The organism is Chitinophaga sp., from assembly GCF_035538455.1.
GTDB lineage: Bacteria > Bacteroidota > Bacteroidia > Chitinophagales > Chitinophagaceae > Chitinophaga.
The window spans coordinates 26,398-49,329 of record NZ_DATLKJ010000051.1; the positions used below are offsets into that span (position 1 = coordinate 26,398).

Genomic DNA, 22,932 nt, shown 5'->3' on the forward strand with positions numbered 1-22,932 from the left:
TGGTAATTTTATATGGTTACCAATAAGCGGGGTACAAGCTTTCCAGTCACAACGGCCTGCTCTTATACACCGCCAGATACCCTGGATATCGATCGAACAACAAATAACAACAGGTTTCTAAAAACATCTAATGGGGCAGCCTTGACTCTCGAGATAGATCTCACCGGATTGCATTACAGCAATAACGATAACATCCTGTTTCACATATAATTATTGATATATATATATATTTAGGATAAGGTCACACCCACATACACAATTTATAAAATTTTGTTAAAATAAACAAAACCTTTTTCAAAAGCCCCTCCCGGGCATTCCTGTCTAACAGAAGAGACTATACGCAGACGATATTACCGCTCGTGTCGGTCAACTACCAACCGGCCTTCGCGGTTGGCAATTTCCCAGGCAGTGAAAAACACCAGCCTTGCTCTGCGGGCCAGCAACGGGAAATTGATTTTCTCAACGGTATCAGTAGGTTTATGATAGTCTGCATGTGTGCCGTTGAAATAAAAAATAATAGGAATGTTGTGCTGGGCAAACATATAATGATCAGACCTGTAATAGAAGCCCTGTGGATCATTAGGGTCATTGTACTTGTAATCCAGCTTCAGCCTGGCATGCATCGCATTGGCCTTTTCATTGATAGGACGTAGCTCAGAGCTGAGCTTGTTGTCGCCAATAATATAAACATAGTTCGTGTCTTTCTCATGTGCAGGATCAATGCGCCCAATCATATCAATATTCAGGTCCGCAACTGTTTTTTCCAATGGATACACAGGATGTGATGTATAATAGGCTGAGCCCAGCAATCCTTTCTCTTCTCCGGAAACCGTCATGAAAACAATGCTTCTCCTGGGGCTGTTACCAGCTTTCTTTGCGCGGCCAAAAGCAGCAGCCAGCTCAATCACAGCGGATGTGCCGGAACCGTCATCATCAGCGCCATAGTAGATCTGGTCTTTAATCGTTCCCAGATGGTCATAATGCGCGGTAATAAATACCACTTCATCTTTCTTATCTGTCCCTTCAAGATAACCCAGTACATTGGATGGCTGCATGTTGATCTCCTTCTTCCTGAAAGAAAGACTCAGTTTATTACGCACCGATGCATACAGCTCATTTCCCTTACTCATCACCTCTGTGAGGCTATCGCTCTGCACGCCGCCATATATGGCGGCAGCTATCGCCGGCATGATGAAATAAACATTGATATTACGGGTAGTGTCTTTCAGTGTATAAATACCGGTTTTACGGATCTGGTGCTGATCCAGCATTCTATACTTGTCGGCCATAGCACTTACTATCAAGAGCGACTGTACGCCCAGTGCAGAAGCTGTTTTCAGCTTGGTTGTCAAGTATCCTTTATCTCTGGGTACCCCGGTCGGCACCCCTTCTCTGATGATAACTACCTTACCCTTTACATCAAGCCCCGCATAATCATTACGGGTATCCGTTACAAGACCATATCCTGCAAACACCACCTCCTGCACCGTAGTATCCACATTCCGGCTGCTCTTTACATCAGCATAAAAATCCTCACCAAACCGGAATACTTTATCCCCTGCGGTAATGGTGCTACCCAGCAAACTATCTGTATACAGCGGGTAATATTGCTCCCAGCCGCCGTTGCCCCCCGGTTGTAACCCCGCTGCCTTGAACTGACTGATAATATAGGCCGCCGCCCTTTCCTGACCACGGGTAGCCGTTTCACGGCCCTCCATTTCACGACCGGCAATAATTTCCAGCTGCTTTTTTACACCTGCTGGTGTAATGGTAGCGGCAAATTTTTCAACAACAGCTGTTGGCTGTTTTACCTGTGCTCCAGCACAAGAGGTCAGTAACATACCGGCAAGGGCAATAAGCAAACGCTTCATAGCGATATATTTGATACAAATAAAAAGAGCCGGTGTCTAAGCCGGCTCTTTAATATTACGAAAAAAACGTGTATCCGTTCGGGTGAAAAATAAACCGCTTTACAGGCAAACCATTTTGGTCACCCGGTTCTGATGACGGCCACCTTCGAATGGCGTACTCAGGAAAACATCCACCATCTGATTGGCAACTGCCATATCCACAAAACGTGCAGGAACACAGAGAACATTTGCATTATTGTGGGAGCGCGCCAGTCTTGCCAGTTCTTCTCCCCAGCAAATTGCTGCACGTATTCCCTGATGTTTATTGGCCGTAATAGCCACCCCATTAGCGCTGCCGCATATCAATACACCAAATCCTGCTTCTCCTCTTTCTACCGCAAAAGATACCGGGTGCGCGTAATCCGGATAATCAACTGAATCTTTTGAGTGCGTGCCGAAATCTTTTACCTTCAACCCTTTAGCCTCCAGGTAGGAAATAATTTCCTCCTTATACTCAAATCCTGCATGATCAGATCCGATAGCTATAGGGAGCGATGTATCGAGTGTATTGTGTTGCATAGATGTAGTGTTTACAGGTTAAAATTTTCATTCATCACGACCATTCTTCCGGTTCTGCTTTTTTGGCCAGCTGCTTTTCTTCGCGGTCACGTAACGCCTTCTTGGATATAAAGATACTGATTTCATAAAGAAGGTATAACGGCGTGAATACAATCAGCTGATCCACGAGATCCGGCGGCGTGATAATAGCAGCCAGGATCAGGATTACCACCACCGCATGACGTCTGTAAGTACGCAGAAAATCCGGTGTAAGAACACCCAGTTTTGTCAGGAAAAATACCAGAACAGGTAATTCAAACAGCAATCCCAGCCCCAGTACAATCTGTGTAATCAGATCAAAATAATCGTCCATGAAAAACTGGTTGATCGCCTTGTCTGTAATTGTATAAGATGCCAGGAAATTAATAGTAAAGGGTGCCATCAGGAAATAAGCAAAACATATCCCCAGGAAGAACTGGAAAGACACCCAAAAAATAGCCCCCCTGGCTCCTTTCAACTCATTCTCTTTCAGAGCAGGCTTCACAAATCTCCAGAATTCCCAAAAGATATACGGAAATGCGCATATAAAACCAATCACAAAAGCCAGCTTGAACTGCAGCATAAGCTGCCCCGTCATTTTGAAATTCTGAAACTGAATCTTTGCAGGAGTGATACAGAGACTCTCGCTAAGTCCCAGCCAGTGGCCCAGTTTACAGAGAACGATATAGGACGGAAAATCAGCATTGGTTGGCCCGAAAATAACATTATCCAGGATCCATCCACCATAGGCAAATCCAAATCCACTGAATACCACAAGGGCAAATGCCGACCTTACCAGGTGCCACCGCAGGTCCTCAAGGTGATCGAAAAAAGACATCTCTGCCTTGTCGTCATTATTGGCGAATAGTTTCTTTAGCATGTGTTATGTTATAGTAGAACGAAATTCTAAACAGATCCTGCTTTCAGGATCACAAATATAGTTGTTGAATACAACAAATTACAGCCGTACATGGATAAAGTACAGTGATTTTAATGTCCATTTAAGAAAGAAAATTTTCCGGACGGAAGAAAGAGAGTATCGCTGAAAATGAGAAACAGCCCAGATAAAAGCCGCAAGAGTACAGATGAGTTGAAACAAAAAAAAGAGCCAGCCCGAGAAGAATCAAGAGCCGGCCTTTCATCCATTGTTTGTTAACCCCAAAAAAGTTGAATTCGAGAATGTCTTTGGCTTCCAGTCAAACTACTTACCTAATTGATGGCAAGCGTTCAGAATAAGTAAGATTACTGGTCGCTTTTATTTTGTAATACAAAAATAACAAGAATTATTTTATTATCAATGTTGGAACACTTTTTTTACAACCTTTTAACAAAAATCAAATCATTGTGTTACATCATCCACGGCAAATGTATACAATCCGTGTTAAATTCCTACTACTTTTTTAAAAACGTTTTAGCAGAGGATGTTATTGTGCCCGTTTTAAGCTAACATTAACAAAAACAATAAATCATATAAACATCGTATGCGCAATTGTAATCGGATCAATCCTACACGAGAATTTTCATTTTCACCATCTCAATGCGTGTATCCGTAACGTTCAGAATATCAAATTCATAGTCGTCTATAATGATCCGCTCTTTAATCTTAGGAATAGTCTCGTGATGATTGATGATATAACCGGACAGTGTTTCACTTTCGTCTTCAGGAAAATCGAGCCCATACTTTTCATTTAAGTAATCAAGCTCAAGACGGCCGGAGAAAATGTATTCCTTCTCAGCGATCTGTTTCTCCACAAACTCTTCTACATCATGTTCGTCTTTGATTTCACCAAAGATCTCTTCCAGCACATCTTCTATAGTTACGATACCTGCAGTGCCGCCAAATTCATCTACCACCCAGGCAATGCTCTTACGCTCTTTATTGAACTTACTCAGCAGATCAATAGCACTCATCGTCTCCGGCACCGCCAGTATCGGATGAATGATACTACTGATATCCTGCGGACTCTTGAACATATCCAGCTGATGAATATAACCGAGAATGTTATCGATAGAGCCTTCATAGATAATGATCTTTGAAAGCTTCGTGTCCATAAACTTATTCCGTGCTTCTGCTATAGGACTCTTGATGTCGAGCGCTTCTATTTCCTTGCGGGGAATAAGACAGCCACGGATCTTAACATGAGCAAGTGACAGTGCATTTTCAAACAGTTCCGTATTCAGCTCCTGGCTCTCAATGTGCTGCTGCGACTGACGGATGAAATGCTCCACATCCACGCGGGTAAAGGATTCCCGGTTCTCCAGTATCCGTACATTAAAGAGGTATTTCAGCACCCATTCTGAAATAGACACAAGTACATTGCCAATAATATACAATGGCTTTGCCACCATCGAAATGGGCAGTGCAAAAAAGCTCAGTAATGTTTCGGGGCGGGATCTGAACACCGCACGCGGAATGAAAAAGCCCAGAAAAAGTATTATCAGCGTAGCAAGCAGTATTTCCAGCAGGATTACCACCGGCATAGGCACACTTTCAGGAGTGGCGCTGCTGGCTTCCCATACAGGCTCGAAAAAGCCTGCTACCAGAATGCTGTAAACAACAAGGGTGATTGTGAGGCCCACCAGGCTCGTAGCCAGGAAGCGACTCGGGTTTTCGTTGAGACTGGCAAGGATCTTACCAGTAGCACGGCCTTGCTTCTTTTTCAACTCAATACTCAGCTTGTTCACATTCGCAAACGCAGCTTCAATACCGGCAAAGAAACCGGCCAGCAATACGAGAAAAACTAAAATGATAATTGTGTATCCGTCCATCCTGACAAAAATACTGAATTAGGACAACCAACGATCAACCTGCTATCTTATCTTCAAAAAATCAGTGATCAGGTTTTTCACTTCTTCATACGCCCTTTCAAGTTGGTCGTTTACTACCACATGATCGAATTCATGGGAAAAAGAAAGTTCATAACGCGCCTTGCCCAAACGCTCTTCCAGTGAAGTCTGTGTCTCCGTGCCCCGCTCACTGAGTCTGTCACGCAGTGTTTCCAGTGAAGGCGGTTCAATAAAGATCGTGAGCGCATTCTCCTGGTATAGTTCTTTGATGGATAATGCACCCTTCACATCAATGTCCACCATCGGGATCTGGCTTTGCTGCCAGATGCGCTCCAGTTCACTTTTCAGGGTACCATAATATTTCCCGGCATACACCATTTCATACTCAGCAAAAGCATGTTCGGCAATCTTCTGATGAAACGCTTCAGCAGAAAGAAAATAATAATCCCTTCCGTCTACTTCGCCGTCACGTGCTGCGCGTGTTGCGGCAGAAATAGAAAAGGCCAGCACAGGCATGCTGGCCAATAGTTTTTTTACTATGGTAGTCTTACCCGCTCCGGAGGGAGCGGTGATAATGATAATCCTTTTTTCCATTAATACTGTTTACACTCTCTTTATGTCAGCACCCAGGTTTCTCAATCTCTCATCTATATACTGGTAGCCTCGGTCAATCTGGTCTATATTCTGAATGGTGCTCTTGCCTTCCGCGCTGAGAGCGGCGATCAACAGAGATACACCAGCGCGTATATCCGGCGACGACATGGTAATGCCACGCAGGGCGTGCTGACGGCCCAGGCCTATCACTACTGCACGGTGCGGGTCACATAATACAATCTGTGCGCCCATATCTATCAGTTTGTCTACGAAGAACAGGCGGCTTTCGAACATCTTCTGGTGTATCATCACACTGCCTTTGGCCTGCGTAGCCACTACCAGCACAATACTGAGCAAGTCAGGTGTGAAGCCCGGCCAGGGATGATCTGCAATGGTGAGTATAGAACCGTCAAGGAAAGTCTGAATTTCATATGTTTCCTGAGACGGGATGTAAATATCATTTCCTTTTATTTCCAGCTGTATACCAAGCTGACGGAATTTTTCGGGGATAATGCCGAGACTGTCTACCCCTGCATTCTTGATGGTCAGCTCACTCTGCGTCATGGCGGCAAGACCAATGAAGGAACCGATCTCAATCATATCCGGCAACATGGTGTGCTGACAGCCTCCCAGTTTTCTTACGCCTTCAATGGTAAGCAGATTAGAACCAACGCCAGTGATACGTGCACCCATGCTGTTCAGCATCTTGCAGAGCTGCTGCAGATAAGGTTCACAGGCTGCATTATAAATAGTAGTGACGCCCTCCGCGAGAACGGCTGCCATTACGATGTTGGCAGTACCGGTAACACTTGGCTCATCCAGCAGCATATAGGTGCCCTTGAGACCATTTGGGGCTTCCAACCTGAAGAAGTTATCATCATTATCATACACAAAGCCGGCGCCCAATTTCTCGAAGCCGATAATATGTGTATCCAGACGGCGGCGGCCTATTTTGTCGCCTCCGGGCTTGGGGATAAACGCCTTCCCAAATCGCGCCAGCAACGGGCCCGCGATCATTACTGATCCGCGCAGCCTGCCTGATTTCTTTTTAAACTCCGGGCTCTGCAGATAATCCAGGTCAATGTCATCAGCCTGGAATTCACATTTGTCGCGGCTGATACGGTTAATCTTAACACCAGCATCCCCCAGTAATTCGATCAGCAGGTTAACATCGACAATGTCCGGAATATTGTGAATGGTCACTTTCTCCGGAGTTAACATTACTGCACTGATGATCTGTAAAGCTTCGTTCTTGGCACCCTGCGGTATAATTTCACCCTTCAGACGGTTGCCGCCTCTTACTTCAAAAGCGCTGCTCACTTGTTCCTGTTTTTGTATTTGTTCTTATTGTTATTTGCGTTCTTTCCGCCGCTATTGCCGCTTTTGAACTTATTGTTCTGTTGGAAGTTTTTACGTTTGCCGGAACGGAAGTGTTCTCCTCCGCTGGCAGCATTGCCGCCGCCGGAGCTGAAGTTCTGGGAAGATGGAACGCTGTGTCCGGGCTGATAATCCAGCTGGTTGTTGGAAATAGACAACAGCTCAGCCTTAACAGCGTCATCGTGTACATTCTCCTTATGCCAGTTGGAGTAAGCCAACTTCATATAGTTGCCTATACATTGGGTGAAGCCCTCCTTTTTTTCAGGGTTGTCTTCATGTAATGCCTTGTCTATAACGAGTTCCAGGTTCTTGCCGAAATGGCGGTTCCTGGGATATTTTTTAGGATAAGACAACTTTTCCGGCCTTTTAGACAGCGTTTCATGTGTCGGAATCGGATATGGTGACTCTACTTTCAGGGAAAAACCGGAAATATTAAAAATATGATCCCATAATTTGTGTCTGAAATCCTCCACATTCCTCAGATGAGGGTTGAGAGTACCCATCAACTCTATCACAGCCATAGCATTGCGTTGGCGGTCATCGTCATCTTCTATGGTAACCAGGAATTCCACCATTTTCTGGATATTCCTGCCATATTCCTTCATTATCAGGTGATTACGGGTGGTATTGTATTCCATTGTCAGTATTTAAAAAAGTATTATTGTTTGATGTAGAAGCATCTCAAAGTGAAGATAGTAAATGACAACATCAATGCAAACATAACAAAAAAATATGAGGAAGTGTTAAGTGTAGCCGTGGTCGTCAGCCGCTCCTGGCGTTCTGATACCGGCAATAAAAACTAATGTTGTGCTATTGCTTCATAATTCCTAGTTTTAGTCAATGCAAACGACTAAACTCCCCATACTCCTTTTACATGGCGCATTAGGTGCCAGCAGCCAGTTTAAAACGCTGGCAACACAGCTGGAGCCCCACTATGATATACACCTGTTAGATTTCAGCGGTCATGGCGCCACCCCATTCTCAGAAAAAGGATTCAGTATTCCTGTATTTGCGTCCGAGGTACTGGAATATCTCGAACAAAAGCAGCTGGATTACACACACATCTTTGGTTACAGCATGGGCGGCTATGTAGCCATGTACCTGGCCCGGCATCACCCGGAGCGGATAGGCCGCATTATAACACTGGCCACCAAATACAACTGGAATGAGGCCACTGCCGGCAAAGAGGTCAGACACCTGGACCCTGCATTGATTGAAGAAAAGGTCCCCGTCTTTGCCAGGGAGCTGGAAACACGCCACGCCCCCGGAAACTGGAAGGAAGTGGTAGCCCACACTGCCCAGCTGATCAGCGATCTCGGGCACCAGACGCTGCTGAAACAGCCGGATTACAATCAGATTATCTCTCCCTGCATGTTAATGATGGGCGATAAAGACAACATGGTTTCTTTCCAGGAGACAATTGAAGTGTACAGAGCATTGCCGCAAGCACAAATGACAGTGTTGCCGGATATGGCACACCCGCTGGAGAAAGTGGATGTACCGCTGCTGGCATATTTTATAAAAAGATTTACTACACAAAAACTCGACGTATAGGCTACTCACCCATCGCCAGCTTTCCCCAGTTGCTCAGCTCTTCTTCGGTCCATAGTTCCGGGAAGAATACGATGCGCTTATTTTTCGGAGGCAGATACTGCTGCCAGTTAGTACCGCCTGTAGCGGCAATATCCTCCGGCCTTTTGTGCAGGTACCTCACGGCTGACTTATAATGCATCAGTGGCCACCGTACATTGATATTCAGGTCATACTCCCTGAGCAACGGCGCCACTTCCTGTTGCTGTGCAGGCGTAAGTTTAAGGTAGCTGGCCTGAATATTACTTTCCCGGTAACGGGTGGCCAGTTTCAGAAAAGGCTCCATATACTTCAGTTCAAACTGACGCAGGGTAAGCGTCTTCTTACCTGTAGCCAATTCGGTAGCTCCGCTGCGCCAATATATGTGCTCAAGTACTTCCTTAAGCTCTTTATCTCTTAATTCCGGACGCTGGGGCTCATACACCAGGTTCAATAACCCAGTGGATGATATCTCTATCATGCGGAATTGTCCGCTCTGGAACCCGCTGGCAGGCAGCAGTGCCATACGGAACTGCAGAAACTGCTCCTTATCCATACCGTCAATCATAATCTCGAAAGAGTTGATGAGGTTACGGAAATAATTGTTGATCCGTTTCAATTGCGTATTGAAAATATCAACAGTCAGCTCCGGTGCAAGGCAAATCTGTTCGATCGCCTGCAGCGAAAGTTTAAAATACAATTCCGTTATCTGATGATAAATGATGAAGATGTTCTCATCCGGAATCGGCGTGCGCGGATGTTGCAGGTTAAGCAACACATCCAGTTGAATATAGTCCCAGTAAGTCAGGTAGTCGGCGTAAAGCAGGCCGTCGAGGTAGGCGGACAGGCTCTGGCCCATAGCGGCATACTTTTCTTCGAGCCGCTCAATTTTTTCAGCAATTTCTGTTGTAACCATGACGGAAATTAGTAATTAAGCATGAAATAGCAACAGGCCGTTTCATCCTTTCTTACGTTATTCCACCACGTTGATAGTACGATAAAAGCTTTCTTCCAGAGAGATCAGGGTTTCGGTTCTTTCTATTCCTTTGATTTTCTGTAGTTCATCATGCAGGATACGGCGAAGCTGCGTAATATCTTTACAGATGATCTCTGCAAACATACTATAACTTCCGGTGGTATAATTGAGGCGCACCATTTCAGGGATCTTCCTTAATTCTTTGGCAACAGTATCATACATGGAACTCTTTTCCAGGTAAATGCCTATAAAGGCAATAACATCGTAGCCAATCATTTTCAGATCTACATGTAATTTAGTACCTTTAACTATACCTAGTTCTTGCAATTTCTTCATTCTCACGTGGATAGTGCCTCCTGATACGAACAGCTTCTTCCCCAGATCAGCGTAGGAGATTTCAGCATTGTTCATCATCTCGCTGATAATCTGTAAATCGAGTTTGTCAATATTCAAATTGTGGCTCATTTTTACAATTTGTTTTTGAATGTTTTAAAGTTATATGCAAATATTTAAAAAATATCGAAAATTCAAAAATTTTTCTTAAAAAATTTGCAAGAAATAGCCAGTCTGTTTAGATTTGCATCATAATCATTACGAAAACAGTTACTGAAAAGCAATCGCTGGTAATGATAATAAAAATTGTGGGATGATGAAACTGGCAGACATGCCCTCTTGTCTCGAGGGTGGGGAATCCGGGATAAACCGTAATATAATTGGGTTGACCACTAATCTTACTTGTATTATGGCTAACCGCCCCGTGGAGGTTCGACTCCTCCTCCTACAGCTACGCAAAAGCAAAAGCTCATAAGTAATACTTATGGGCTTTTTTGTTTTTGGGAAGCCTAAATCCCATATGGATACCCCGAAGCCCCTAAAGCACCGCATCAAGTCCACCTCAACGCCCAGATTCCTGTATGGATCAGGGCCGTAGGATAGCAATATCCCATAGGAAAACACGCCTTTCTATTCCGTCTATTCAAAAAATCCCGCTACTTTTGCGGAAATGGGACAGAAAAAATTACAACGCTTTGCTGAAATCGAGACCTTCCCCAACGTATTAATATATCCGGAAGGCATGCAGGGAAACTGGCATCAATTCTTTAAAAATAACCTTCCGATTACCCTGGAGCTTGCTTGCGGCAAGGGCGATTACACCCTTGGACTAGGCCGCCTGGTGAAAGACGAGAACTTTATCGGTGTGGACCTGAAAGGCAACCGCATCTGGAAAGGCGCCAAAACAGCCCTCCATGAATCATTGACCAATGTGGCCTTTTTGCGTACCCAGATTGAAAAGCTGGCAGATTATTTTGCGCCTGGAGAGTTAAAAGACATATGGATCACTTTCCCGGACCCATTCCTCCGACAGTCCAAAGCCAAGAAAAGACTGACCCATCCCAGGTTTCTGCAGGTATACCAGCCACTCCTGGCGCCAGGAGCCACTATTAATCTGAAAACAGACTCGCCTGAGTTGTATGCTTTCACACAGGAAGTAATTACCGCAGCCGGCTGTACATTACTGGAAAATATTCCTGACGTATATGCGTTACCGGAAGTTCCACCACTGCTCAAAATACAGACCTTCTACGAAGGAATGCACCTCGCAGATGGCAGGATCATCCGGTACCTCAAATTCAGGCTGCCCGCCGAACCACTGGACTGGCGCAGCATAAAACTGCCTTCCGATGAAGCAACCGCTGGTGGAGAAGATTGATTTTTATTATAACGAGGAGGGTTACATGGTTTTTACTGAAAAATATCACCTCGACCGTGGCTACTGCTGTGGCAACGGTTGTAAACATTGTCCTTTTTCATATGAAAACGTACCAGAGCCCAAAAGAACTGCCCTCCTCCAAAAAAGGAGTGACAAAAAAGACAGAGAAAAAGACCAATGAATCGCCTTCTTTCTTCGATACTGTCTATAAAATAGTCCGTAAAATTCCGCGTGGCCGTGTTACCTCCTATGGCGCCATTGCAGAAGCATCAGGCATCAGGCTAACGGCCCGTATGGTCGGTTGGGCTATGCATGGCGCGGGTAGTGCAAAGCCCGCAGTGCCTGCACACCGTGTGGTAAACAGCTCGGGTATCCTAAGCGGCAGACATCATTTCGCCACCCCTACCCTCATGCAGGATCTGCTGGAACAGGAGGGTATCACAGTGAAAGGAGACAAAATCATCAACTTCAAAGAAGTCTTCTGGGACCCCGGAGAAAAAAAATCACGCAAGGTCATCAGAAAGAAATTATCGTAAAGTTCAACCGGCAGTATCACATTACAACCTTTACAGTGTTACTTTTGTAATATGTCAGTACTAAAATTAAAACTGGACCAGGAGCAACTGGTAGAAGACTTTTTCGAAAGCACCTACCTCATCGGTATTGCGTCTTCTGCCCGCGACTACCAGCTCTGCTGGCAAATTAACAGGCATATGCATACCAACTTCCGGGTCAATAATAACCTGGAAATCACACTGTCAAAGAAAAACAGGCTGTTTCACTTTACCGTCCTGGACTTCCACGAACCAACCAATTCTGTCTCGCACTATTTTTATAACAATCATTGCCAGGCAGAATTTTTGCTCCCGGAACTGAAACATATCCATTTTCTGTGGATGATTAAGGGTGACTATTATCAATCAGAAGACATAAAAAAATTATTGGAAGACTTACGGCAAGTTCCGCTGGTACAATTAGTATCTTTACTGGACACCAGGGATATCAAAAATAAGATGAACCTCATATTTTAAGCAGAAGCACATACAGCAGCATAATAATTTGACCAGTACCTAGTGGAAGGCCGCCAGTTTTTATCTTTTAAAATTCCAGTTTATGTGGGAGGAAAAAAACAATCAGCTTTACCGCGCCTTTACTTTCAAGGATTTCCGCGAAGCATTTGCTTTCATGACCAAAGTGGCCCTGGTAGCCGAAAAAATGGACCATCATCCTTATTGGACCAACGTGTACAATAAGGTGGAAATCTATCTGAATACACATGACGCAGGTAATATCGTAACCGCTAAAGATGAAGCGCTGGCAAAAGCCATCGATAACTTATTATAACAAAACTTATAACTTCTTGTGAAGCGCGTCGTCCTATTATTGGCACTGTTGTACACTGCACATTCTTTTGCCACTAAATCTTACACCCCGGTAGATACGCTCGTTACCGACTCTGTATTTGCTACGGCAAATATGGACTTGCGCCCCTACATGGCTAGTCTGGCAGATAGAGAAGGACAATTGACCATCCGCGAAGCGGCCCACCTGCCCTTCGTGCATCATGACGGCATCTTTCATAACTATAAAAAAAATAATGGCCGCGTAAACAACTGCTGGCTGCGGTTGCGTATAAGGAATACCAGCAACAAAGAGCTGTCTGCCACAATGTTTGCCGGTTGGCATGACTATATGTACTGGTATGTACAACCGCCCGGCGACTCCAGTCACCTGCTGATGAAAACAGGTCTCATGCTCGATATAGGAGGGGTGGAAAGATGGGACCATTACGGCTTCAGGGTAGTGGTCCCACCAGGAAGCACCCGTACCTTTTACCTGCACATTATCAACAAGTCCTACAATGAGAACCCCTTAATGCCCACCCTCTATAATGCTTCCGGCTTCGCAGAATTTCACAACAAACAACTCGCCATCTACAGGAAGGAGGCCCTCGTAATACAGGTACTGCTGGGCATGCTGATCGTTTTCTTCAGTATATCCATCATCAACTATATACAACTGCCAGACAGATCCTATCTGTACTTTGCCACCTATATACTCGGACTGATACTTTTTTTTGCGCTCCGGCTGGAAAGCAAACCTTACCAGCTTTCCTTCTTTCATCGCTGGCCGATGCTTAAATATTACTGGGATGTACCGGGGTTGCTGTTCTGCTTCTACCTGATGTACCTGCTGTTTGGCAATACCTTCCTTAACCTGCGGGAACGCTATCCCTTTATGGAACGCGTTTTCACCTGGGTAGCCGCCATAGTAGGCGGGCTGATCATTGTATGCATGTATTGTATTGCGACAGAACGATACCACTTGCCAACCATTATATACAGCTACGTCTATTTCTGCACGTTGGTACCACTGTTGGCTATTTTCATAGCGCTGGCAAAGCGTTCGCGGCACCACCCATTGGTGCGCTTCTTCCTGTTTGGCTCTGTGTGCCTCTATCTTGCCTGCCTCGGCTCTTTTCTGATGCACATACGTCCGCTTGGCCTGCTCAGCGCACTAGGCGAGCTGGCTGCTCCCACCATACTGTTGATCGGCGGCGTGCTGCTGCAGGCTATGTTTTTCCTCGCCGGTCTCAGCTATCGTAACAAGCTGGTACATCATGAAAGAACCAAGACCCAGGAGCTGCTGATCAAACAGCTGAACAAGAACAAGGAGCTGCAACGCAAACTGAATGAACAACTGGAAGAACTGGTAAAAGAACAGACCACAGAGATCCTCCGCAGGAAACAGGAGCTGGAAGAACAACGGAAAAAGCAACTGGAAATAGAATACGACAAAAAACTTACTGAAATTGAGCTAAAAGCCATCCGGGCACAAATTAACCCACACTTCATTTTCAACTGCCTCAATTCCATCCAGCTGTTTGTCATGCAGCGTGATTACGAGTACGCACAGAAATATCTTTCTGATTTTTCCTACCTGATCCGCAAGACGCTCGATTTCTCCCGCAGGAATTTCATATCGCTCGCAGATGAGATCACTTATCTGAACACCTACCTCGGACTGGAGAAAATGCGTTTTGAAAACAGGATGGAATACGAAATCATTGTTGACCCCGTTATTGCCACTGCCGAATTAGAAATACCGGCCATGCTACTGCAACCCTATGTGGAAAATGCTGTAAAACATGGCATGACCAACCCACAGCAGCCAATAGGCAAGCTGTCCATCCATTTTAACCAGGTTGCTGCAGATATGCTGGAATGTATAGTTGCAGACAATGGTATAGGCATTGCGAAATCAAAATCACTACGCACGCTACCCAAACACCATCAGTCTTCAGGCATGGAAATAAGCCTGAACCGCGCAGAACTGCTGAACAAAATGTACAACACAGAGATAGTAATTGAGATCATAGACAAATCTGCTCAAAACGAAGAAGAGAGCGGCACTGTAGTAAGGATACTCATACCGCAGCTGTAATCACATATGCACCACCGTTAGTAAGATACTTATGATAAAGGCAATCATTATAGATGACGAGAGAAACAGCCGGGACATCATTGCCCTGATGCTGGAGAAATATTGTCCGCACATCATTATAGCAGATATGGCATCGGACTGTACAGAGGGTATTGCCAAAATTTTGGAGCATCGCCCGGGGCTGGTATTCCTTGACCTTGAAATGCCCGATGGCACCGGGTTTGATGTGCTCATGGGCACCCAGCCGGAGGTGCCTTTCGAAGCAGTTTTTGTGACCGCTTTTGAGAAAAAGTTCATGCACATTATCCGGTGCAGCGAAGTAGAGCTGATACTGAAACCTATCGATAAAGAAAGCCTGGTGCAGGCTGTGAACCTCGTAACATCTCGGATCTCCAATAACAGCAGCAAACAGCGGTACCAGGTATTGCTGGAAAATTTCAACAATAACGGCCAGGCTTCGTTGCAACTACTGTTGCAGGATGATACCGGTGAAGTTCATACGGTTCTGCTGAAAACCGTGGAATACCTGGAAGCCAACCTGGACAACTGTCTTTTCCACCTCTCATCCGGAGCGTATATCCGCGCAGAGCGTCCATTCCGCTACTACGCCGACCTCTTTACCTCCCTCCACTTTTACCAGATCAACAATATGCAGATGGTACAGCTTTCCAATGTAAGCCACGCAGATGCGGGCAATGGAAAAGTAGTGCTGAAAAGCGGTGTAGTACTGGATATCACCGAGCGAAGGAAACGCGATCTGATGACCAGACTTCACGGTGCTTAATACTTTCCTATCGCGTATATACATTACCGTAATTAGCTGTTTTCAATTTTTTTTGTGGGCTTTTATTGATTCATTCAATAAAACAGTTTGTTTTTTACACGACATTGAGAGGTTTGTACTTTTCTTGTTGTTTCACTTAGTGCGCGAAGAATACGTAACAATTTCTTAACAAAAAAATTTGTGTGAATTACTTTTGGTTGTACTTTTGACTCGTCAAACGAAATAGTCAGACAGTCAGAACACAGACTGGTAAAGTATTCTATGGCAGAACAAGACCTAAAACGAACCTTAATACTGGAAGCAGCCCTAAAGCGCTTCAAACGGTTTGGATTGTCTAAAACTACCATGGAGGAGATAGCAAGAGATCTGGCCATTTCAAAAGGCTCTTTGTATTACTATTTTTCCGACAAGGAATCCATTTATGTGGCGGTGGTAGAGCGCATGATCGCAGATTGTTTTGTGGACATGTCTGACTACGTGGAGGAAGCGCCCTCCATTGATGCGATTATGAACCGGTATCTGGAGCTGAAAGAGAAGATGCTGTTAGAATACCACTTCCTGTTCGGCGTGAACGAGTGGGTAAAGGAAATGCCTTCCAGCCTGATGCGACAGATCAAAGAGTTATTGCAGCAGGTAGAAACAGCCTTTCTTTCTACCACTATCAAAAAGGGAATCAGTACCGGCGAGCTGTGTGAAGAGATTGACACAGAGTGTATTGCAGAATTGCTGGTAAGCGTGCTGTTTGGCCTCTGGGTAATCTGGTGTAAATGGCAGGCCACAAGCTTTGACCCAACCGACCGCAAGGGGCTGAGATGCTTCATGGACCGCGAAAAAAAAGTACTCACCATATTTTTCAATGGATTGAGATATCGACCAACATTCAACTAAGAATGGCTTTAATGTATGTAGAAGAATCAAAGAAGTATAGAACAGTTTTAATGTATATTTAAATTTTACGAAAGATGAAAAAGTTGATTGTAATGGCCGCAGTAGCACTGTTTGGTGCACAAGTAGCAAAGGCTCAGTTAAAGAAAGGCGATATTCTCCTGGGTGGAACAGTAAACGTTTACACAAAGTCTGAAAAAACTAAAGATACAGACAAGAAAACCACTAATACTGGTTTTGGTGTTAGCCCAAAAGTAGGTATGGCACTGAATTCTAACTGGGTAGTTGGTCTCTTCGCTGAAACTCAGTTCACTTTTGACAAAATCAACGGTGTAAAAAACAATACCACTGCTATCTATCCTGGTGTATTTGTTCGTAACTACCACATGCTGGGTCAGAGCAAATTTGCATTCTTCGCAGAAGCTAATGCAGGCTACGCTTACGAAAAAGAGAAAAGAGCAGATAAAGACTACAGCAAAACCAACGGTTTCAAAGTAAATGTACTGCCTGGTATCACTTACTTTGTTACTCCTCACTTCATGGTTGAAGGTGCATTCGGTGGCCTGAGCTACGCTTACGGTCAGGAGAAATTCGAAGGCACTGACGTTAAAGTTAACCATAGCAATTTCGACTTCACCTTTACCAGACAGTTCAACCTGGGTGTGAACTTTATCTTCTAATTGTTGATCAGTTAAGTGTTTAACATAAGATAGTTATAGGGTTAATAGATTGGAAAAACCCCGCCACTTTAAACGTGGCGGGGTTTTTGTCTTTTTATGCCGTATAAATAAAATTCAATCTGTCATGCGAAACTGTAAACTACTTCTGTTACTGGCGCTAACCAGCTTCATGGTGGGTAGCTGTGTAACAAGCTATCCTGTATATGAAGGAGGTAATCCACATGGATTGCCGCCGGGACAAGCGAAAAAGATCTATGGTACCAAATCCGCTAAACCATTTGCTCCGGGGCAGCAGAAGAAATACAACTATTAATCGTAAACATATTCAGCAAATAAAAAACCCGTCAGGAATACCGACGGGTTTTTTATTTGCTGAATATGTTTACGATTATCCGTTCATGGAAATCAGGAACTCTTCGTTATTCTTGGTTCCACGCATGTGTTGCAGCATGAAGTGCATAGATTCATCTGTATTCATGTCTGCCAGGTGGTTGCGCAGGATGTGGATACGTTTGAGTGAATCCTTGTCCAGCAGCAGATCGTCGCGGCGTGTAGAGGATGCAGAAACATCGATAGCCGGGAAAATCCGTTTGTTGGCCAGTTTACGATCCAGGAGCAACTCCATGTTGCCAGTTCCTTTAAACTCTTCGAAGATCACCTCATCCATCTTGGAGCCTGTATCAATCAGAGCAGTGGCCAGGATGGTGAGAGAGCCGCCGTGTTCTATTTTACGTGCAGCACCGAAGAATTGTTTAGGTTTCTGCATGGCATTTGCTTCCACACCACCACTCAACACTTTACCGGAAGCGGGAGCTACGGTATTGTGCGCTCTTGCGAGACGGGTGATGGAATCCAGCAGGATCACTACATCATGGCCGCATTCAACAAGACGTTTTGCTTTTTGCAATGCGATGGCAGATACCTTCACGTGCTTTTCAGCCGGCTCGTCGAAGGTGGAGGCAATCACTTCCGCCTTCACGCTACGTTCCATATCAGTTACCTCTTCAGGACGTTCGTCTATCAGTACCACCATCAGATAAATTTCAGGGTGGTTGGTAGCGATAGCGTTGGCTACTTCCTTCAGCAACATGGTTTTACCTACTTTCGGTTGGGCTACGATCAATCCGCGCTGCCCTTTACCAATCGGGGTAAACATATCCATGATACGGGTGGAGTAGTTATTGGAAGTGGTAGTGAGTCTTAATTTTTCGAATGGGAAAAGAGGAGTCAGGTAATCGAAAGGTACGCGGTCACGTACTTCTTCCGGTGACTTACCGTTGATAGTTTCCACTTTCAGCAGGGCAAAGTATTTCTCGCCTTCTTTTGGCGGACGTACAGAGCCTTTCACAGTATCTCCTGTTTTCAAACCAAACAATTTGATCTGGGAAGGAGACACATAAATATCGTCAGGAGAACTGAGATAGTTGTAATCAGAAGAGCGGAGGAAACCATAGCCATCAGGCATCATTTCCAGCACGCCTTCGCTTATAATCACACCGTCGAACTCAATGTTGAAAGCCACGTCCTTCTTAGGAAAGCGGTTTTTCTGAGCAGCTGGTGAAGAAGTTTCAATAGTATCAGGCATCACAAAGTCATCATCATCGTCGTCTTCCTCTTCTGCCTGTGGAGCAGCAACCGGTTCTTCTTCCTCCTCCTCTTCTTCTACTTCATCTTCAGTGAATGAAGGAATGATAATATCATCATCATCATCGAAAGTAAGGGAAGGAATACTATCCAGATCTATTTCGAAGTCTTTTACTTTGGGTTTGGGTGCCGGAGCTGGTGCTTCTTCAGCGTCTTTAGCTTTAGTGCCTGTAGTCTTCTTAGCAGCTTTTTTAGCAGCTGGTTTTTCTTCAGCAGCAGCCGGTTCTTCAGCAACGTGATTTATTTCGTCTTTCTTTACAGGCTTACGTTTGCGTGCTTTTTTCTCTTCTCCGTTGGACTGGTTATCTTCTGAGGCCATTACCGCTTGTTTGTCCAGAATTTTGTAGATAAGATCCTGTTTGTTCAGTTTTTTTGCGTTGGGAACATCAAGCTTCTCTGCAATGTCAAGCAGCTCAGGAACGAGCATGTCGTTCAGTTGTAAGATGTCGTACATCATCTGTGTTGTCAAATTTTAGAAGGTTGTGAGGCGGGTACCACTGCATACCAACATACACCAATTACAAATAATTGTTTTTGCGTCAAGAAATTTAATAGATTATTAAATTTGATAGGGAATGATTGAGTTTAGGAACTGCTGATGAAGATTGGAAAATGAACTTAATCAGTCAGATTATACCGCAAGATTAAAACAACTTTTATTATTATCCAAAAAAATTTAGCCCCGGAAGCCCTACAGCACCCCGTATTACGATGTTTATACTGCTCTTGTTAACCAGTGGTAGCGGCGTTGCGGCCGGGCCGCCCACGCTTGCTGCTCCTATGGCTGACTTTTCAAGTTATAAAGATTTTTAACATTTTATTTGCAATATAAGACAGTAAATATCTGAAGAAGCAACCGCAGGGGTATATGGACTATGAAGGATAACACTTATTTTTGCAAACCTAAAAATTTTAAATTTTATGAGCCAAAGAGTGAAAGTCAAGAAAATCCTGTCGGACGACAAGACGCATTACGAAGTAACGGTTAAAGGTTGGGTACGGTCATTCCGTAACAATCAGTTTATAGCGTTGAATGATGGCTCTACCAATAATAATTTACAGGTTGTAATTAACCTTGATGATACAGATCCTGCGCTGCTGAAGCGTATTACCACCGGTGCAGCAATCAGCGCTACCGGTGAGGTTATTCCCTCTATGGGCAAAGGCCAGAAAGTGGAACTGAAAGCCAGCAGCGTGGAAATACTTGGCGACTGCGATCCGGAGAAATATCCACTGCAGCTGAAGAACAGGCCAAGCCTGGAATACCTGCGTGAGATAGCTCACCTGCGCTTCCGCACCAATACTTTCGGCGCTATTTTCCGCCTGCGTCATGCGCTGGCATTTGCAGTGCACAAATTTTTCAACGAACAGGGTTTCGTTTACCTGCACACACCCATTATCACAGCATCCGATGCGGAAGGCGCCGGCGAGATGTTCCGCGTCACTACACTGGACCTGAAGAATCCGCCCCGTACAGAAAACGGCGAAATAGACTTTAAAGAAGATTTCTTCGGCAGGTCTACCAACCTCACCGTATCTGGTCAGCTGGAAGGCGAACTGGGCGCCATGGCCTTCGGAGATATCTACACATTCGGACCAACTTTCCGTGCAGAGAACTCCAATACAACCCGCCACCTCGCTGAATTCTGGATGATAGAACCAGAAATGGCCTTCTATGAGCTGGAAGACAACATGGCGCTGGCAGAGGCTTTCATTAAATCCATCATCGGATATGTAATGGAGCACAATCGCGAAGATCTCGAATTCCTTGCAGCACGCCTGGTTGAAGAAGAAAAACAAAAACCCCAGCAGGAGCGCAGTGAAATGGGGCTGCTGGAGAAACTGGAATTCGTACTGAACAACGAATTTGTAAGGATTACTTATACTGAAGCTATCGAGATCCTCAAAAACAGTAAGCCTAATAAAAGCAAAAAGTTCCAGTACCTCATCGAAGCCTGGGGCGCCGATCTGCAGAGTGAACACGAGCGTTATCTCGTAGAAAAACACTTCAAAAAACCTGTCATCCTCACAGACTATCCGAAAGAAATCAAATCTTTCTATATGAAGCTGAATGAGGACGGCAAAACAGTCCGTGCCATGGATATTCTGTTCCCAGGCATCGGTGAAATGGTAGGCGGCTCCCAGCGTGAAGAAGACTATGATAAACTCGTAAAACGTATGGAAGAAATGCATGTACCTGTTGAAGAACTAAGCTGGTATCTTGATACCCGCCGCTTCGGTACTGCCCCCCACGCCGGCTTCGGTCTGGGTTTCGAACGTATGATGCTCTTCATCACCGGTATGACCAACATCCGTGATGTGATCGCATTTCCGAGAGCGCCCAAGAGCGCAGACTTTTAACTGTGATTATATTGATATTTCTGATAAGCGAATATCAAGGCTGATTTAAAAAATATAATAAAAGCCCTGTTTCAGAAAACTGAAACAGGGCTTTTCCTTTTCATCAAAAAAATAATCATTGCCCAAAAACTGATCACGCCTATATCTCCGCCCATCAGGCTAATCAAAAGAAATCAACCGTATGGAATTAGCATAGTTCCTCATCTTATTATCACAGTTCTTTCGTATACCCTTAAACGTTATTTTATGGCTGAAATGAATACCAACAACGGAAGCAGCCGCCATAGCGGCAAGAGAAACAGGAGCACTAAAAAATCTACCCGTGTGGATATGACCCCGCTGGTTGATCTTGGTTTTCTGCTGATCACCTTTTTCATGCTCACCACTACGCTCTCCCAGCCACGGACCATGAACCTCCTGATGCCGCGCACCGACGGTAATCCGATGTCGTTGCAGGCCAGTAAAGCGCTGAAATTGATACTGGGGCCGGATGGCCGCATCGCCTGGTATGAAGGCATCGGCAATGACCCCGCCGCGCCACCACAGATACACTATAGCAGCTTTGCCAACCAGGGCGGAATCAGGGACGTTATCATCCGGAAAAAAGATGCCGTTTATCAAGCTTCTCATAAAAACGACCTGATGATTCTCATCAAAGCAGACGCAAAAGCCCGCTATGAAAATGTGGTGGATGTTATGGATGAAATGCTGATCAATAAAATTGATCGATATGCCGTGGTAGATATGGACAAAGGAGAAGACCGCTATTTTGAATAATTCCCTACCTTTAGCGCTCCAAAACAATAAAAGATATGGCAACTACCCACTCCATCCCCTCCGTAGACCTGGCGGATTTTACCTCCGGCGACGCCGGTCGCAAAGCAGCCTTTGTGCAACAATTGGGAAAAGCTTATGAAGAAGTAGGTTTTGTAGCTGTTAAGAATCACGGTATTCCTGATGAACTGATTGCTGATCTCTACAATTACGTACAACAATTTTTCAAGCTGCCCTACGATACCAAACATCACTATGAGATCCCGGAACTGGCAGGCCAGCGCGGCTATACCTCATTTGGTAAAGAACATGCCAAAGGCTATGATGCACCAGACCTGAAAGAATTTTTCCAGTTTGGTCAGACCGTGGAAGATAATGACCCCATCAGTGCAGAATACCCGCCAAACGTACAGGTGGGAGAAGTTCCGGCATTTACGCCTACATTCTTTCACGCCTATCGCGGCTTTGAAACGTCAGGCAAATACCTGCTGCAGGCTATCGCCCTCTACCTGGGCCTCGATGAAAATTATTTCGACAATAAAATACATAATGGCAACTCTATCCTGAGAGCGATTCACTACCCTCCTATTACACAGGAGCCGAAATCAGCGATCAGGGCAGAACAGCACGAAGATATCAACCTCATTACCCTGCTGGTGGGTGCCTCCGCAGATGGATTACAGATCCTGGACAAACAAAACAACTGGGTACCTGTAACTTCCCTGCCGGAGCAAATTGTGGTAAACGTAGGCGACATGCTACAACGTCTGACCAACAACCGTCTGAAATCCACCACGCATCGCGTTGTGAACCCGCCACGCGAACGCTGGAACACATCCAGGTACTCTATCCCATTCTTCCTGCATCCTAAATCGGATATGAAACTGGATTGCCTGGAA

24 protein-coding genes are annotated in these 22,932 nt (G+C 45.0%); 14 read left to right on the top strand and 10 right to left on the bottom strand.

Annotated features, from left to right (window positions below):
- Nucleotides 1–350: 350 nt before the first annotated feature.
- From VM802_RS06705 to VM802_RS06735, 7 genes are all read right to left on the bottom strand, one after another.
- Nucleotides 351–1,871, bottom strand: a complete 1,521-nt coding sequence (locus tag VM802_RS06705; protein ID WP_325529048.1) for a M28 family peptidase — start codon at nt 1,869–1,871, stop codon at nt 351–353.
- Between the two features lie 99 nt (nt 1,872–1,970).
- Nucleotides 1,971–2,429, bottom strand: a complete 459-nt coding sequence (gene rpiB / locus VM802_RS06710) for a ribose 5-phosphate isomerase B (protein WP_325529049.1) — start codon at nt 2,427–2,429, stop codon at nt 1,971–1,973.
- A gap of 34 nt (nt 2,430–2,463) precedes the next feature.
- Nucleotides 2,464–3,327, bottom strand: coding sequence for a twin-arginine translocase subunit TatC (gene tatC / locus VM802_RS06715; protein WP_325529050.1), 864 nt, complete (start codon nt 3,325–3,327; stop codon nt 2,464–2,466).
- 626 nt (nt 3,328–3,953) lie between these two features.
- Complete coding sequence (locus tag VM802_RS06720; RefSeq protein ID WP_325529051.1) at nt 3,954–5,216, bottom strand: hemolysin family protein; 1,263 nt, start codon at nt 5,214–5,216, stop codon at nt 3,954–3,956.
- A gap of 42 nt (nt 5,217–5,258) precedes the next feature.
- Nucleotides 5,259–5,828: a guanylate kinase gene (gene gmk, locus VM802_RS06725; protein WP_325529052.1), complete on the bottom strand. Its 570-nt coding sequence runs from the start codon at nt 5,826–5,828 to the stop codon at nt 5,259–5,261.
- 9 nt (nt 5,829–5,837) lie between these two features.
- The gene (gene murA, locus VM802_RS06730) at nt 5,838–7,148 is read right to left on the bottom strand and encodes a UDP-N-acetylglucosamine 1-carboxyvinyltransferase (protein WP_325529053.1); all 1,311 of its coding nucleotides are present in this window, start codon (nt 7,146–7,148) and stop codon (nt 5,838–5,840) included.
- Entirely contained in the window at nt 7,145–7,843 is a 699-nt protein-coding gene (locus VM802_RS06735) for a DUF4290 domain-containing protein (RefSeq protein ID WP_325529054.1), read from the bottom strand. The genes murA and VM802_RS06735 overlap by 4 nt, the downstream gene beginning before the upstream one ends.
- A 202-nt stretch (nt 7,844–8,045) precedes the next feature.
- Here VM802_RS06735 and VM802_RS06740 point away from each other — a divergent pair, with 202 nt between their 5' ends.
- Complete coding sequence (locus VM802_RS06740; protein ID WP_325529055.1) at nt 8,046–8,759, top strand: alpha/beta fold hydrolase; 714 nt, start codon at nt 8,046–8,048, stop codon at nt 8,757–8,759.
- Between the two features lies 1 nt (nt 8,760).
- Here the strand turns inward: VM802_RS06740 and VM802_RS06745 are convergent, their stop codons facing one another.
- Together VM802_RS06745 and VM802_RS06750 are read right to left on the bottom strand one after the other, a co-directional pair.
- Nucleotides 8,761–9,690 (bottom strand): tryptophan 2,3-dioxygenase family protein, encoded by a 930-nt coding sequence (locus VM802_RS06745; protein ID WP_325529056.1) that lies wholly within the window; start codon nt 9,688–9,690, stop codon nt 8,761–8,763.
- A 57-nt stretch (nt 9,691–9,747) separates the two neighbouring features.
- Complete coding sequence (locus VM802_RS06750; RefSeq protein WP_029465139.1) at nt 9,748–10,215, bottom strand: Lrp/AsnC ligand binding domain-containing protein; 468 nt, start codon at nt 10,213–10,215, stop codon at nt 9,748–9,750.
- Nucleotides 10,216–10,753: 538 nt separating this feature from the next.
- Here VM802_RS06750 and trmB point away from each other — a divergent pair.
- From trmB to VM802_RS06800, 10 genes are all read left to right on the top strand, one after another.
- The gene (gene trmB, locus VM802_RS06755) at nt 10,754–11,461 is read left to right on the top strand and encodes a tRNA (guanosine(46)-N7)-methyltransferase TrmB (RefSeq protein WP_325529057.1); all 708 of its coding nucleotides are present in this window, start codon (nt 10,754–10,756) and stop codon (nt 11,459–11,461) included.
- Nucleotides 11,433–11,642, top strand: coding sequence for a C1orf53 family protein (locus tag VM802_RS06760; RefSeq protein ID WP_325529058.1), 210 nt, complete (start codon nt 11,433–11,435; stop codon nt 11,640–11,642). Before trmB ends, VM802_RS06760 begins: the two co-directional genes overlap by 29 nt.
- Entirely contained in the window at nt 11,563–11,997 is a 435-nt protein-coding gene (locus tag VM802_RS06765; protein ID WP_325529059.1) for an MGMT family protein, read from the top strand. Before VM802_RS06760 ends, VM802_RS06765 begins: the two co-directional genes overlap by 80 nt.
- Before the next feature lie 51 nt (nt 11,998–12,048).
- The gene (locus tag VM802_RS06770; protein WP_325529060.1) at nt 12,049–12,492 is read left to right on the top strand and encodes an IPExxxVDY family protein; all 444 of its coding nucleotides are present in this window, start codon (nt 12,049–12,051) and stop codon (nt 12,490–12,492) included.
- Between the two features lie 82 nt (nt 12,493–12,574).
- Entirely contained in the window at nt 12,575–12,805 is a 231-nt protein-coding gene (locus tag VM802_RS06775) for a 4a-hydroxytetrahydrobiopterin dehydratase (protein ID WP_325529061.1), read from the top strand.
- A gap of 18 nt (nt 12,806–12,823) precedes the next feature.
- The gene (locus tag VM802_RS06780; protein ID WP_325529062.1) at nt 12,824–14,905 is read left to right on the top strand and encodes a histidine kinase; all 2,082 of its coding nucleotides are present in this window, start codon (nt 12,824–12,826) and stop codon (nt 14,903–14,905) included.
- Nucleotides 14,906–14,936: 31 nt separating this feature from the next.
- Nucleotides 14,937–15,689 carry a LytR/AlgR family response regulator transcription factor gene (locus tag VM802_RS06785; RefSeq protein ID WP_325529063.1) on the top strand — a complete coding sequence of 251 codons (753 nt, stop codon included), beginning with the start codon at nt 14,937–14,939 and terminating at the stop codon, nt 15,687–15,689.
- Nucleotides 15,690–15,950: 261 nt separating this feature from the next.
- Nucleotides 15,951–16,577 carry a TetR/AcrR family transcriptional regulator gene (locus VM802_RS06790; protein ID WP_325529064.1) on the top strand — a complete coding sequence of 209 codons (627 nt, stop codon included), beginning with the start codon at nt 15,951–15,953 and terminating at the stop codon, nt 16,575–16,577.
- Between the two features lie 74 nt (nt 16,578–16,651).
- Nucleotides 16,652–17,254, top strand: coding sequence for an outer membrane beta-barrel protein (locus VM802_RS06795; protein ID WP_325529065.1), 603 nt, complete (start codon nt 16,652–16,654; stop codon nt 17,252–17,254).
- 124 nt (nt 17,255–17,378) lie between these two features.
- Nucleotides 17,379–17,567 carry a hypothetical protein gene (locus tag VM802_RS06800; RefSeq protein WP_325529066.1) on the top strand — a complete coding sequence of 63 codons (189 nt, stop codon included), beginning with the start codon at nt 17,379–17,381 and terminating at the stop codon, nt 17,565–17,567.
- Between the two features lie 75 nt (nt 17,568–17,642).
- Here VM802_RS06800 and rho read toward each other — a convergent pair whose 3' ends face one another.
- Entirely contained in the window at nt 17,643–19,352 is a 1,710-nt protein-coding gene (rho, locus tag VM802_RS06805) for a transcription termination factor Rho (RefSeq protein WP_414647051.1), read from the bottom strand.
- A 467-nt stretch (nt 19,353–19,819) separates the two neighbouring features.
- On the opposite strand from rho, the gene asnS reads away from it, so the two are divergent.
- The 3 genes from asnS to VM802_RS06820 all read left to right on the top strand — a co-directional run.
- A complete protein-coding gene (asnS, locus tag VM802_RS06810) occupies nt 19,820–21,259 on the top strand; it encodes an asparagine--tRNA ligase (RefSeq protein ID WP_325529068.1) in 1,440 nt (479 codons plus the stop codon).
- A 246-nt stretch (nt 21,260–21,505) separates the two neighbouring features.
- Entirely contained in the window at nt 21,506–22,036 is a 531-nt protein-coding gene (locus VM802_RS06815) for an ExbD/TolR family protein (protein ID WP_325529069.1), read from the top strand.
- Nucleotides 22,037–22,071: 35 nt separating this feature from the next.
- On the top strand, nt 22,072–22,932 hold an 861-nt coding region (locus tag VM802_RS06820; RefSeq protein WP_325529070.1), incomplete at its 3' end, for an isopenicillin N synthase family dioxygenase.

Bases quoted from the DNA above. Each gene is read 5' to 3' on its own strand.
- tatC (WP_325529050.1), bottom strand. From the start codon at position 3,327: ATGCTAAAGAAACTATTCGCCAATAATGACGACAAGGCAGAGATGTCT.
- VM802_RS06775 (WP_325529061.1), top strand. From the start codon at position 12,575: ATGTGGGAGGAAAAAAACAATCAGCTTTACCGCGCCTTTACTTTCAAG.
- VM802_RS06770 (WP_325529060.1), top strand. From the start codon at position 12,049: ATGTCAGTACTAAAATTAAAACTGGACCAGGAGCAACTGGTAGAAGAC.
- VM802_RS06705 (WP_325529048.1), bottom strand. From the start codon at position 1,871: ATGAAGCGTTTGCTTATTGCCCTTGCCGGTATGTTACTGACCTCTTGT.
- VM802_RS06735 (WP_325529054.1), bottom strand. From the start codon at position 7,843: ATGGAATACAATACCACCCGTAATCACCTGATAATGAAGGAATATGGC.
- VM802_RS06800 (WP_325529066.1), top strand. From the start codon at position 17,379: ATGCGAAACTGTAAACTACTTCTGTTACTGGCGCTAACCAGCTTCATG.
- VM802_RS06790 (WP_325529064.1), top strand. From the start codon at position 15,951: ATGGCAGAACAAGACCTAAAACGAACCTTAATACTGGAAGCAGCCCTA.
- rho (WP_414647051.1), bottom strand. From the start codon at position 19,352: ATGTACGACATCTTACAACTGAACGACATGCTCGTTCCTGAGCTGCTT.
- gmk (WP_325529052.1), bottom strand. From the start codon at position 5,828: ATGGAAAAAAGGATTATCATTATCACCGCTCCCTCCGGAGCGGGTAAG.
- VM802_RS06760 (WP_325529058.1), top strand. From the start codon at position 11,433: ATGAAGCAACCGCTGGTGGAGAAGATTGATTTTTATTATAACGAGGAG.
- asnS (WP_325529068.1), top strand. From the start codon at position 19,820: ATGAGCCAAAGAGTGAAAGTCAAGAAAATCCTGTCGGACGACAAGACG.
- VM802_RS06720 (WP_325529051.1), bottom strand. From the start codon at position 5,216: ATGGACGGATACACAATTATCATTTTAGTTTTTCTCGTATTGCTGGCC.
- trmB (WP_325529057.1), top strand. From the start codon at position 10,754: ATGGGACAGAAAAAATTACAACGCTTTGCTGAAATCGAGACCTTCCCC.
- VM802_RS06740 (WP_325529055.1), top strand. From the start codon at position 8,046: ATGCAAACGACTAAACTCCCCATACTCCTTTTACATGGCGCATTAGGT.
- VM802_RS06745 (WP_325529056.1), bottom strand. From the start codon at position 9,690: ATGGTTACAACAGAAATTGCTGAAAAAATTGAGCGGCTCGAAGAAAAG.
- VM802_RS06815 (WP_325529069.1), top strand. From the start codon at position 21,506: ATGGCTGAAATGAATACCAACAACGGAAGCAGCCGCCATAGCGGCAAG.
- VM802_RS06785 (WP_325529063.1), top strand. From the start codon at position 14,937: ATGATAAAGGCAATCATTATAGATGACGAGAGAAACAGCCGGGACATC.
- rpiB (WP_325529049.1), bottom strand. From the start codon at position 2,429: ATGCAACACAATACACTCGATACATCGCTCCCTATAGCTATCGGATCT.
- VM802_RS06795 (WP_325529065.1), top strand. From the start codon at position 16,652: ATGAAAAAGTTGATTGTAATGGCCGCAGTAGCACTGTTTGGTGCACAA.
- VM802_RS06750 (WP_029465139.1), bottom strand. From the start codon at position 10,215: ATGAGCCACAATTTGAATATTGACAAACTCGATTTACAGATTATCAGC.
- VM802_RS06765 (WP_325529059.1), top strand. From the start codon at position 11,563: ATGAAAACGTACCAGAGCCCAAAAGAACTGCCCTCCTCCAAAAAAGGA.